An 11,289-nucleotide genomic window follows, 5' to 3' on the forward strand; every position below is an offset into this window, starting at 1 on the left:
CGGCATGCCCTCGCTCCGGTCCTGCTCCGTGGGCCCGCCGCCATCGGCCATCCATGGCCGGGGGCGGCTAACCCGGCATCCATGCCGGGTTGCCCACTGCGCAGAACCTCCACTCGGCCTCTCGAGGGGGCGCCCAGATCAAGAGCGGCAGGCGAGCTAACGCTCGGCCTGTGGAGTGGTGAGAAGCAACAAGGGTACGCCGTTTTGTTTTTTCTTTTGCTCTTCTGTGGGAGCTGGCTTGCCAGCGATGACGGCCTGACAGTCAACCATTCTTCACCGGATATACCTCAGTCCCTGTAGGAGCCAGCCTGCTGGCGATGACGGCCTGCCAGCCGACCAATCTCTACCAGTTATCATCCATCCTGACCGGCCCGACTTGTAATCTGGTACTCGGTATTCAACAGATGATTGTCCTGGCGCAGCTTTCAGTGGGCGAGGTGCTGGATCAGCTCGATCCGCAGCAGTAGAAAAGGAAAAGCCCGCTGACCTTCACAGGTTCAGCGGGCTTTTCTTGTGTGCTGTCAGCCAGGAATTACAAAGTACCGAACACTTTTTTGGCCAAACTGGTCGCCGCCGCCGCCGGGTTCTGGCGCAGGGCTTCTTCCTGTTTGCCGATCATTTCAAACAGGCCATTCAATGCCTGTTCGGTCACGTAGCTTTCGATATTGGCGTTCTTGGTATCGATCACGCCCATGGTCGCGGCCTGGCCGGCAAATGAGTTGTATTGCTTGGCCAAACCCACCTGGTCGGTGGCTTGTTTGACGATAGGCAGAAACTTGGCGCGGATTTGCTCGCGGCTGGTTTTGTTCAGGTATTGGGTGGCCGAATCGTTGCCGCCACTGAGAATGCCCTTGGCGTCCGCCACGGACATTTTTTTCACCGCATCCACGAGAATAGGCTGGGCTTGGGTCACAGCGGTTTCAGCCGCTTTGTTCATGCTGGTTTCCAGTTGATCGACCTGATCGCCCATGCCGAACTGTTTCATTTTGCTGGCAACCTTGCCCAGCTTGCCCGGCAGTTCGATTTTCACCTCCGGGTTGTTACTGAAGCCACCCGGCGTGCCGAGTTGCTTCACGGCCAATTGCGCGCCTTGGGTCAGGGCGTCCTTGAGGCCGCCGGTGGCGTCCTGCTGCGAGAGGTCAGAGAGTGACAAGGCCATCGCATTGGCGCCGATCATCAAACTGGCACACAGGGCGGCGAAGCGAAGGGTAGGGCGGAACATTGGGGATGCTTCCTTCAGTAGATTAAATTCACAATCAACGCCAGCTCGATTTGTTCGCGGCGCGAAGCGTCGAGTTGCACGGCATGATGGTCGATTCGTGTTGCAAAGGCGCCAGCAGCAAACTGGCGCTTGAATCCGGTCGTCGCGAAGTTTACGTCAAGCGTTGTTGTGAACGGTTGGAATCAGTCGCCGAAAATTGGCGTCTGTTCGATTTGCGGCTGCAGAATCAATTTCCCCGGCTTAAGACCCAGAGCCAGCACCTTCTGACCATAGCCTTCGAACGAGCCGATCAACGCATATTCCTGGCCTGGCCAAATCTTGAACGGGTTATATTTCAAGTAGATGGGCGTGGTCTGTGCGGTCAACCCCACGGCTTCATCGATGACAGCCCCTGGCTGGCCATCGTCGTTCAACTCAACCAACTTCACGAACAACTTTGAGTCGGCAGGATAACCAATTTGAGGCATCCACGATTTGAACACAGCGATGTGGCTCACGGTGCTCAAGTAAATATCGGTATCGTGATCGCCTCCTCCCCACCAGAACGTCTGATCCAGATCCAACAGCAACTGCGAGTCCAGAAAAGAGATTTTTACATTGATGGAGAAGCGGCTGCCGACCTCGTTCACTTCGGAGTCGATAACAACCGGGAAGTTGATGGGGAGTGTCGATGAAAGATGGTTGCTACCCCACTGACTATGAAGTTTTGGAGCATTCCTGTTGCTGATGTCTTGTACTTTGATGCTGATTTCGCAACCTGGCAGAAGTTCAAATCGGGGGGGGAAATGCAGGAGTGTGTTGATAGTGTGTTGGGTCATGATGATTTCCTTATCAAATGAATTCGTCGTAAATGACGAGCGCTGAGCTTATCTCCTGAACATTCAAGTGTTATGTAGGAAGCGTTCGCTAGTAGTCAGCGAATTGTTAACGGGACAGATCAGAAGCGTCCTTGCTTCTGTCGCATTGAGACGTCAGACCTGTTCGACAAGATCCGCCGCATCTTCGCTGCGATGCAATGCCACCTGACGGATCGACAGGCGAATCTCCGCCGGCAGTACCCGTTTAGCCGCGCCTTCGGCCAATTCGCCGAGCAGTTCGTGATAACCCAGCTTGCCGGCTTCATCACGCTTGAGCACGTCAAGGTCGAGCAGGGTCTGGATGAAATGGCGGAACAGGCTTTTGTCGAAGAACTCCGGTGCATTCAGGCCGTGCAGGATCGACAGGCGCTGGGCCATGACCGTGCACAGGTCTTCCAGTTCTTCGGCGCTGATGCTGTTCTGGCCACTGTTGAGCAGCAAGGACACGGTCATGTAGAAGCGCTGCAAGGTCTGGGCGATGCTTTTCGACAACAGCGTCAGTAACACAAAATGCCGCGAACTCGGTGCCGGGCGCAGATACACGTCGTTCTCGAAACGCAACAGGCCTTGCTCAACGAACGCTTGCAGCCATTGATCGATCACCGCATCCAGCTCATCCAGCGGCCAGCGAATGAACAGCTCCGATTGCAGGTACGGATACAACGCTCGGGTGTAGCGCAGGATCTGTTCGCGGCTCATGCGCGAAGTGCTCTGGAAGAAGCTGGCCAGCAACGCCGGCAGCGCAAAAATGTGCAGCACGTTGTTGCGGTAGTACGTCATCAGGACAGCATTCTGCTCGTCCAGATACAGAATCTTGCCCAACGCATCGCTCTGCTCGGACAGCAGGTCCATGGCCTTGACGTGCTCGATCAGCGCGCGGCCGTCGCCTTCCGGCAATGTCGTGTGCGACGAGTAAGGCACTTTGCGCAACAGCGCCAGATACAGGTCCAGCACCCGCGCCATGGCGCGATCGTCCAGGGCCAGGCGGCTGGTGGACAGCAGTGCCAGCGCGACGAGGTTCACCGGATTGATCGCCGCCGCTTCGTTCAGATGCTGTGCGACTTTCTCGCCGAGGCGGTTGGTGGTTTCGTTGAGCCAGGCCGGTTTGAACTGCGGACCGAGTTCCTGTTGACGCCAGTCGGGTTGTTCGCTGTCGAGGAATTCCGCCAGTTTGATCGGCTCGCCGAAGTTCACCGCCACTTGGCCGAAGCGCTGTTTGAGCGCGCCGATGACTTTGAAAATATCGAAGATCGATTCTTTCTTTTTGCTTGCACCGCGCAACTCGCCCAGATAGGTCCGACCTTCCAGCACCCGCTCATAGCCGATATACACCGGCACGAACACGATGGGCATGCGCGAAGAGCGCAGGAAACTGCGCAGGGTGATGGCGAGCATTCCGGTTTTCGGTTGCAGCATGCGCCCGGTGCGCGAACGGCCGCCCTCGACAAAGTATTCCACCGGGAAACCCTTGGTGAACAAGGTATGCAGGTACTCGTTGAACACCGAAGTGTAAAGCGGGTTGCCCTTGAACGTGCGCCGCATGAAAAACGCGCCGCCACGTCGCAGCAGGCTGCCGATCACCGGCATGTTGAGGTTGATTCCGGCGGCAATGTGCGGTGGCGTCAGGCCGTTGCGGAACAGCAGGTACGAGAGCAGCAGGTAGTCGATGTGGCTGCGGTGGCACGGCACGTAGATCACTTCGTGACCTTGCGCGACGTTCTGCACGCCCTCGATGTGGTTGACCTTGATGCCGTCGTAGATCTTGTTCCAGAACCAGCTCAGCACCACTTCAAGGAAGCGGATGGCGGTGTAGGTGTAGTCCGAAGCAATCTCGTTGCCGTAGCGCAGGGCCTGGGCCTTGGCTTTCTCCGGTGAGATGTTCTCGCGCTCGGCTTCATCGAGGATTGCCTGCTTGACCAAGGGCTGATTGACCAGGCCCTTGACCAGATTGCGCCGGTGGGAGATGTCCGGGCCGATCACGGCGGCCTTCAGGTTGCGAAAGTGCACCCGCAGAATGCGCTGGGCCATGCGCACAGTACGCTCGTGGCCCTTGTTGTGGTCGATCAGTTCGCGCAGGTGGATTGGCGCGGAAAACTGTACGCGGGTTTTGCGCCCCAGCACGATGATGCTCAACAACCGACGCAGGCGCCCGGTAACGGCCCAGCTATCGGCGAACAGAAGTTTCCATGGACTGTTCTCGCTGTCCGGCGACTGGCCCCAGAACACGCTTACCGGAATGATCTGCGCGTCTTCGGCGGCGTTCTGGCTCAGGGCACTGACCAGGCGAGTCAAGGTGGGTGGCGCACCGCGCTTGTCCTGGCGGCCGAGCCAGTCGGGATCAGGCGTCAGGTAGAAAAACGCCGCCGGCTCGATCAATGAACCGACCGACACCGGCAGCACCGGACGCGGCAGCCCGGCTTTGCTGCACTCGGTGTCGACCACGGCCAGATCGGTCAGCGAAGGATTTTGCAGGACGTAGAACACCGGACGACTGCGGTCGAGGTTGAGGGTGAACGACGACTGGTTGATCGTCTCCGAGCGGACCCAGAGGTACAACAGGCGGCGCAAGGTGCCAAACACAAGACGGCGGAACGGGGAACGGGTCATACGGCTTCTGCGTGAGTGAGTAAAACCAAGCAATTGCTTGGGAGGGCCGTAGTGTGCCGGATTCGTCGAAAATCGGCAAAAAAGCAGTCAACCATTCTGTAGTTGAGAGTTTTTGTGTCTGTCATATACTCGGCCGCTCAAAATAAAAACAAAGGGGGTACTGACATGGCAACGCGCGAAACCGGCAACGTGAAGTGGTTCAACGACGCCAAGGGTTACGGCTTTATTCAGCGCGAAGACGGGGTGGACGTGTTCGTGCATTACCGCGCGATTCGCGGTGAGGGCCACCGCTCGCTGACTGAAGGCCAGCAGGTCGAGTACGCGGTGGTGGAAGGGCAGAAGGGGTTGCAGGCTGAGGATGTTGTAGGCCTGTGATGATCGTTCCCACGCTCTGCGTGGGAATGCCTCAACGGACGCTCTGCGTCCGCTTTGGGACGCGGAGCGTCCCGGGCTGCGTTCCCACGCAGAGCGTGGGAACGATCATGCGGGGGCGGAATCAGGCGGTTTTCCAGGTGATCTCTTCTTCACCATCGGCGCTGATGCGAATCCAGCGATCCGCCGTTTCCTCACCTTCTTCCTCGACCCAGGTTCCCGGCGCGCAACGCACTTCGACGTTCAGCGCGGCAAATGCGGCGCGGGCGCAGGCGATGTCGTCGTCCCAGGGGGTCTGGTCGCTTTCCAGGTACAGGCTGTTCCACTTGCCAACGGCTTTCGGCAGCCAGGTCACTGGCACGTTGCCGGCCTTGCACTTGTAGGTCTGGCCTTTCTGGACCCAGTCGGTACACGGGCCCAATGCCGCTGCGAGCCAGGCCGAAATGGCTTTGTGATCGACGTCGGCGTCTTTCAGGTAAATCTCTATATCGGGTTGGCGCATGGATGTCCTCACTGCGGGTCTGAAAAATCCATTCGCGGATTTAGCCGGCCCCGGGCACTCGCCCGGAACCAAAAGTTATTGAAGAACGAAATAATCGTAGCGCATCGATACGGTGGTCTCGAACGGCTCGGCCTGTTCGATGACCGCCGCGCGACGCTCGGCACTGGCACGCCAGCCGTGAGGCGTCATCGCCAGCAGGTTGGCGCGGTCCTGCGCCTGGTCCAGGGTCAGTTTGAACGTCAGCGTCTCACTGTGTGCCAGCGCCATGCCTTGCGGCACCAGGTCCAGATGCTTGTCGTCAATGTACTCGCGGACTTCGTCGTACAGCCGCTCGCGCAATTCCATCAGGTGGCCGCTGGTCGGGCCGACTTTCATCAGGCCGCCGCCGGGGCTGAGCAAGCGTTTGGCTTCTTCCCAATCCAGCGGGCTGAACACGCTGGCCAGGAACTGGCAGCTACCGGAAGCCAATGGCACTCGCGCCATGCTGGCGATCAACCAGGTCAGTTTCGGATTGCGTTTGCAGGCGCGTTTGACCGCCTCCCGGGAAATATCCAGGGCGTAGCCATCGGCACCCGGCAAGGCCTCGGCGATTTGCGCGGTGTAATAACCCTCGCCACAGCCGATGTCGAGCCAGCGCTGCGGCGCATAGCCCGCCGCCAATTCCGCCAGGCGCCTGGCCACCGGCGCGTAATGCCCGGCGTTCAGGAAGTCGCGGCGCGCTTCGACCATGGCCTGGTTATCCCCAGGGTCGCGGCTGTTCTTGTGCTGCACCGGCAACAGGTTCAGGTAACCCTGACGCGCACGATCGAAACGATGCCCGGCGGGGCAGGCCACGCCATTGTCCACCGCGTTCAGCGGTTCACTGCAGATGGGGCAAGCAAGCATCAGGCGAGCAACTTGATCAGGGTCTGGTAATAGATTTCGGTCAGCACATCGAGGTCGGCCGCCAAAACGCGTTCATTGACCTGGTGGATGGTCGCGTTGACCGGCCCCAACTCAACCACTTGCGTACCCATGGTCGCGATAAAACGCCCGTCGGAAGTGCCACCGCTGGTGGAAGCCTTGGTTTCACGGCCAGTGATGTCTTTGATGCTCGACGACACCGCGTCCAGCAGCGCGCCGGGTTCGGTGAGGAACGGCAGACCCGACAGCGCCCAGTCGATGTGCCAGTCCAGGCCATGCTTGTCGAGGATGTCGGCGACGCGTTTTTGCAGGCCTTCGACGGTGGACTCGGTGGAGAACCGAAAGTTGAACACCGCCACCAGATCACCCGGAATCACGTTGGTCGCGCCGGTGCCGGAGTTGACGTTGGAAATCTGGAAACTGGTCGGCGGGAAGAAATCGTTGCCGTGGTCCCAGTGCTCGGCGGCCAGCTCGGCCAGCGCCGGGGCGGCGAGGTGGATCGGGTTCTTCGCCAGGTGCGGATAGGCCACGTGACCCTGGACGCCGCGCACTGTCAGCTTGGCGCCGAGGGAGCCACGACGGCCGTTCTTGACCACGTCACCCACCAGGGCGGTGCTCGACGGTTCGCCGACGATGCACCAGTCCAGGCGCTCCTTGCGCGCCGCCAGGCGTTCTACCACTGCCTTGGTGCCGTGGTGTGCCGGGCCTTCTTCGTCGCTGGTGATCAGGAACGCAACTTTGCCCTTGTGATCCGGGTAGTCGGCGACGAAACGTTCGGCCGCCACGGTCATCGACGCCAGGCTGCCTTTCATGTCCGCCGCGCCGCGGCCACAGAGCATGCCGTGTTCGTCGATCACCGCGTTGAACGGATCGATCTGCCACGCGGTCACCGGACCGGTCGGGACCACGTCGGTGTGACCGGCGAAGCACAGCACCGGGCCATCGTGTTTGCCGTGGGTGGCCCAGAAGTTATCCACATCTTCGATGCGCATCGGTTCGAGTGCAAAACCGGCATCGCCCAGGCGCTGCATCATCTGCTTCTGGCAATCGGCGTCGACCGGCGTCACGGACGGACGGCGAATCAGGTCGATGGCGAGTTGAAGGGTCGGCGAAAGGTCGGCGTGGGCCGTCATGGAAAACTCCGAAAGCTGTAAATGTGTAGGAGCAAAGCTTGCTCGCGATGAACGATGATGAGGTGGTTCTGTTACATCGAGTCGCGTTCATCGCGAGCAAGCTTTGCTCCTACAGGGCGTAGGGGCTGGCCCCGCAAAATGGCGGTTATCTTAAAGCAAAACGGCGACCATTGGCCGCCGTTTAGTGCATCCGCAAAGATTTAGACGGCAGGTGCCGTTTGCGTCTCTGGCGCCGGTTTAGGCAAGGACGACAGGAACGCCATGATCAACGCCGCCAGATACGGCAGCGATTGCACCAGCAACATGGCCACCCAGAAGCGCATGTCGTTGCTCGGCATGCCATTGACCAGGAAGATCCCCAAGGCAGCGCCCCACAGCAGCAGCATGATGAACACCTCTTCCCGGGCTTCCGAAATCGCAACCCAGAAACCGTGGTTGTCGGCATTTTTCGGGGTGCGGAAGAACGGAATGCTGCTGGTGAAGAAACCGTACAACACCGCTTTGGCGATGGTGTGCGACAACGCCAGCCCGGCCAGCGCCGCGCAGAACGCATCCTTGAGGTTCACGCCAACGGCGCGACGGTAAAGGAAGATGATCTTGCCAACCTTGAATACGAACAGCGCCAATGGCGGGATCGCGAAAATCAGCAGCGGTGGATCGACCCGTTGCGGCACGATGATCATCGCCGCCGACCACAACAACGCGCCAACGGTGAAGAAAATGTTCATGCCGTCCGCCACCCACGGCAACCAGCCCGCGAGGAAGTGGTAGCGCTGACCGCGGGTCAGCTCAGTGTCCTTGCCGCGCAGCAGGCTGGCGGTGTGACGCTTGATGATCTGAATCGCACCGTAGGCCCAGCGGAACCGCTGTTTCTTGAAGTCGATGAAGGTATCGGGCATCAGGCCTTTGCCGTAGCTGTCGTGGTAATACGCCGCCGACAGGCCTTTTTCGAACACGCGCAGACCCAGTTCGGCGTCTTCACAGATGCACCAGTCGGCCCAGCCCAGTTCTTCGAGCACCGAGCGCCGCGTCATGGTCATGGTGCCGTGCTGGATGATCGCGTCACGGTCGTTGCGGGTGACCATGCCGATGTGGAAGAAGCCTTTGTATTCCGCGTAGCAAAGCTTCTTGAAAGTGCTTTCGTTCTGGTCGCGGTAGTCCTGCGGCGACTGCACCACGGCGATTTTCGGATCGGCGAAGTGCGGCACCATGTGCTTGAGCCAGTTCGGGTGCACGCAGTAATCGGAGTCGATGACCGCGATCACTTCGGCATCCTTGGCCGTGTGCGGAATCAGGTAATTCAACGCGCCGCCCTTGAAACCGGCCAGAGGCGCGACGTGGAAGAACTTGAAGCGCGGGCCGAGGGTCTCGCAATAATCGCGCACCGGTTCCCAGACCGCCGGGTCCTTGGTGTTGTTATCGATGATCAGGACTTCGAAGTCCGGATAATCGAGATTGGCCAGGGCGTTGAGGGTCTGTTTGACCATCTCCGGCGGCTCGTTGTAGCAGGGCACGTGGATCGAGACTTTTGGCCGGTAACTGGAATCACCCACCACCGGCAGGAATTCCCGGCGCCGTTTGTGAATCCACACCGCTTCAGCCAGCTCGTGAGCCTCGGTCAGCAGCACGATAAACACCCCGAGCGCGCCAAGGGCGAGCAAAAAGCCGACCGTCAGGCTGAACCAGGTGCTGTATTGCTGGCTGTAGTCATAGCCGATCCACACCAGTACCGAACCGCAAAGGAACGCGATAAAGGTCAAGAAGGTACGGCCACGCTGGCGCAGGGCCGAGCCGTCGATCATCAGCAAGGTCAGCGACAGCAGGGCCAGGACGACCGAACCGATGGCCAGTACGCGCCATTGCGGGATCGCGACCACCGGGCCTTCGAAGTTGAATTTCTGCTGGCGCGCAGCGTTGAACACGCCCCAATAAGCGCCCACCGAGCCTTCGTCACTGGCTTTCCATGGCTGGTCAAACGCTTCGATGACGAAGTAGTTGAAACCCTGGCGGTTGAGTTTGTTGACCAGCGTGCGCAGGTAGATCGCCTGATCCGCCGGCGACGCATCGGCACCGCCGCGCATGCGGCCGTTGCTCGGCCAGCCGACTTCGGACAGCAGCAACGGTTTTTTCGGGAACATCTTTTTCAGGTCGCGGGCACGGTCGAGGACGAACTGCCCGGCCTTGTCCATCGGGATGAATTCCCAATAGGGCAGGACGTGAGCGGCGATCAGGTCGACGTGCTTGGCCAGTTCCGGGTGTTCTTCCCACACGTGCCACTGCTCGGAGGTGGTCACCGGCACCTTCACGGCAGCACGGACGCGATCGAGGATCACGCTCAGTTCTGCGGCGGTGATTTCCTTGCGGAAGATCGCCTCGTTGCCGACCACCACGCGAACCACACTGCGCGAGGAGTTGGCGATTTCGATGGCGCGGGTGATTTCCCGTTCGTTGCGTTCCTGGTCCGGACTGATCCAGATCCCCAGGGTTACCCGCAGGCCGAACTCTTCCGCCAATTTGGGGATGTTCTGCAGCGCACCGTCGACCGAGTAAGTACGGATGTTGTCCGTCAACTTGCTCATGATCTCCAGGTCGCGACGCATTTGATCGTCGGTCGGGTACTGTTCTTTCTGTGGGAATTGGCCTTGCTGAAACGGCGAATACGAGAAGCCGGAGATCTGTTCAGGCCAGTTGGGAGCGGTCACCGGGCGATTGATCAGCGCCCAGAAGCCGGTAAACAAGGCGGCGATGGCGAGTACCACCACCAGGTTGAGTCCAAATTTACGCGATGACATAGCTATTTCGGGTTCCAAAGACTGTGGAACAAATAAACGGTCGGCGGCCGTAGAAGGGCGCGCATCCTACACTGGCGGTTCACTGAACGTACACCGGACAGGGAAATGCCGGACGTTGGGCAATCCAAGTCGGTTTAAGTTCTCTGGTTAGAGCGCGTCAGGTAAATCTTCGTTCGATGTAGTTTTTCCGGAAGATGTCCGTTCATAGCGTAATGATGCTCTTGACCGTCGGTGGCCCTATAATGCGCGCCGGTTTTTAGGGTAATGGTCATGAGTACAGAAGATCCGCGGTTTGCTGGCATCGCCCGTTTGTATGGCATCGAAGGCCTTGAGCGCTTGAAAGCCGCCCATGTGGCGATCGTCGGCGTCGGCGGCGTCGGTTCCTGGGCGGCGGAAGCCATGGCCCGGTGTGGTGTAGGCGAAATATCGTTGTTCGACCTCGACGACGTCTGCGTCAGCAATGCCAACCGTCAGTTGCATGCACTGGACAGCACTGTCGGCAAACCCAAGGTCGAGGTGATGGCCGAGCGCCTGCGCGGGATCAACCCGGATTGCACGGTGCATGCAGTGCCTGACTTCGTTACCCGTGACACCATGGCTGAATACATCACGCCGAACATCGACTGCGTGATCGATTGCATCGACAGCGTCAACGCCAAGGCAGCGCTGATCGCTTGGTGCAAACGCCGCAAAATCCAGATCATCACCACCGGCGGTGCTGGCGGGCAGATCGATCCGACGCTGATCCAGGTCTGCGACCTCAACCGTACCTTCAACGATCCGCTGGCCTCGAAAGTCCGTTCCACCTTGCGCCGTGACTACGGCTTCTCCCGCACCGTAACCCGCCACTACAGCGTGCCGTGCGTGTTTTCCACCGAGCAACTGCGCTACCCGAAACCGG

The 11,289-nt window shown here is 59.4% G+C and carries 10 protein-coding genes; 3 read left to right on the forward strand and 7 right to left on the reverse strand.

Translation table 11 applies throughout. The features are described from left to right. Positions 1–317: 317 nt before the first annotated feature. A complete protein-coding gene (locus tag D8U18_RS28830) occupies positions 318–467 on the forward strand; it encodes a hypothetical protein (protein WP_177435059.1) in 150 nt (49 codons plus the stop codon). 65 nt (positions 468–532) lie between these two features. Here the strand turns inward: D8U18_RS28830 and D8U18_RS24890 are convergent, their stop codons facing one another. The 3 genes from D8U18_RS24890 to plsB all read right to left on the reverse strand — a co-directional run bounded on the left by D8U18_RS24890 (position 533) and on the right by plsB (position 4,686). Beyond that, positions 533–1,222 (reverse strand): DUF4197 domain-containing protein, encoded by a 690-nt coding sequence (locus D8U18_RS24890; RefSeq protein ID WP_056856263.1) that lies wholly within the window; start codon positions 1,220–1,222, stop codon positions 533–535. Positions 1,223–1,404: 182 nt separating this feature from the next. After that, positions 1,405–2,040, reverse strand: coding sequence for a hypothetical protein (locus D8U18_RS24895; RefSeq protein ID WP_130906382.1), 636 nt, complete (start codon positions 2,038–2,040; stop codon positions 1,405–1,407). A 153-nt stretch (positions 2,041–2,193) separates the two neighbouring features. Next, on the reverse strand, positions 2,194–4,686 hold the full coding sequence (gene plsB / locus D8U18_RS24900) for a glycerol-3-phosphate 1-O-acyltransferase PlsB (RefSeq protein ID WP_131108781.1): 2,493 nt from the start codon (positions 4,684–4,686) through the stop codon (positions 2,194–2,196). A gap of 165 nt (positions 4,687–4,851) precedes the next feature. Here plsB and D8U18_RS24905 point away from each other — a divergent pair, with 165 nt between their 5' ends. Beyond that, entirely contained in the window at positions 4,852–5,061 is a 210-nt protein-coding gene (locus D8U18_RS24905; RefSeq protein WP_007954750.1) for a cold-shock protein, read from the forward strand. A 121-nt stretch (positions 5,062–5,182) separates the two neighbouring features. Here the strand turns inward: D8U18_RS24905 and D8U18_RS24910 are convergent, their stop codons facing one another. The 4 genes from D8U18_RS24910 to D8U18_RS24925 form a co-directional block, all read right to left on the reverse strand. Then, a complete protein-coding gene (locus D8U18_RS24910; protein WP_056856260.1) occupies positions 5,183–5,560 on the reverse strand; it encodes a hypothetical protein in 378 nt (125 codons plus the stop codon). A gap of 75 nt (positions 5,561–5,635) precedes the next feature. Next, a complete protein-coding gene (locus D8U18_RS24915) occupies positions 5,636–6,445 on the reverse strand; it encodes a putative RNA methyltransferase (protein ID WP_131108783.1) in 810 nt (269 codons plus the stop codon). Continuing rightward, a complete protein-coding gene (gene dapE, locus D8U18_RS24920) occupies positions 6,445–7,596 on the reverse strand; it encodes a succinyl-diaminopimelate desuccinylase (RefSeq protein WP_056856258.1) in 1,152 nt (383 codons plus the stop codon). The genes D8U18_RS24915 and dapE overlap by 1 nt, the downstream gene beginning before the upstream one ends. 200 nt (positions 7,597–7,796) lie before the next feature. Further along, a complete protein-coding gene (locus D8U18_RS24925; RefSeq protein ID WP_131108785.1) occupies positions 7,797–10,388 on the reverse strand; it encodes a glycosyltransferase in 2,592 nt (863 codons plus the stop codon). A 270-nt stretch (positions 10,389–10,658) separates the two neighbouring features. On the opposite strand from D8U18_RS24925, the gene D8U18_RS24930 reads away from it, so the two are divergent. Then, positions 10,659–11,289 (forward strand): tRNA threonylcarbamoyladenosine dehydratase (locus tag D8U18_RS24930; protein WP_177435060.1); only part of this gene is annotated, 631 nt, incomplete at its 3' end.

Source organism: Pseudomonas sp. Sample_10 (assembly GCF_004321495.1).
In the GTDB taxonomy this organism is placed as follows: Bacteria; Pseudomonadota; Gammaproteobacteria; order Pseudomonadales; family Pseudomonadaceae; genus Aquipseudomonas.

Bases quoted from the DNA above. Each gene is read 5' to 3' on its own strand.
- D8U18_RS24915 (WP_131108783.1), bottom strand. From the start codon at position 6,445: ATGCTTGCTTGCCCCATCTGCAGTGAACCGCTGAACGCGGTGGACAAT.
- D8U18_RS24925 (WP_131108785.1), bottom strand. From the start codon at position 10,388: ATGTCATCGCGTAAATTTGGACTCAACCTGGTGGTGGTACTCGCCATC.
- D8U18_RS28830 (WP_177435059.1), top strand. From the start codon at position 318: ATGACGGCCTGCCAGCCGACCAATCTCTACCAGTTATCATCCATCCTG.
- D8U18_RS24895 (WP_130906382.1), bottom strand. From the start codon at position 2,040: ATGACCCAACACACTATCAACACACTCCTGCATTTCCCCCCCCGATTT.
- plsB (WP_131108781.1), bottom strand. From the start codon at position 4,686: ATGACCCGTTCCCCGTTCCGCCGTCTTGTGTTTGGCACCTTGCGCCGC.
- D8U18_RS24905 (WP_007954750.1), top strand. From the start codon at position 4,852: ATGGCAACGCGCGAAACCGGCAACGTGAAGTGGTTCAACGACGCCAAG.
- D8U18_RS24910 (WP_056856260.1), bottom strand. From the start codon at position 5,560: ATGCGCCAACCCGATATAGAGATTTACCTGAAAGACGCCGACGTCGAT.
- dapE (WP_056856258.1), bottom strand. From the start codon at position 7,596: ATGACGGCCCACGCCGACCTTTCGCCGACCCTTCAACTCGCCATCGAC.
- D8U18_RS24890 (WP_056856263.1), bottom strand. From the start codon at position 1,222: ATGTTCCGCCCTACCCTTCGCTTCGCCGCCCTGTGTGCCAGTTTGATG.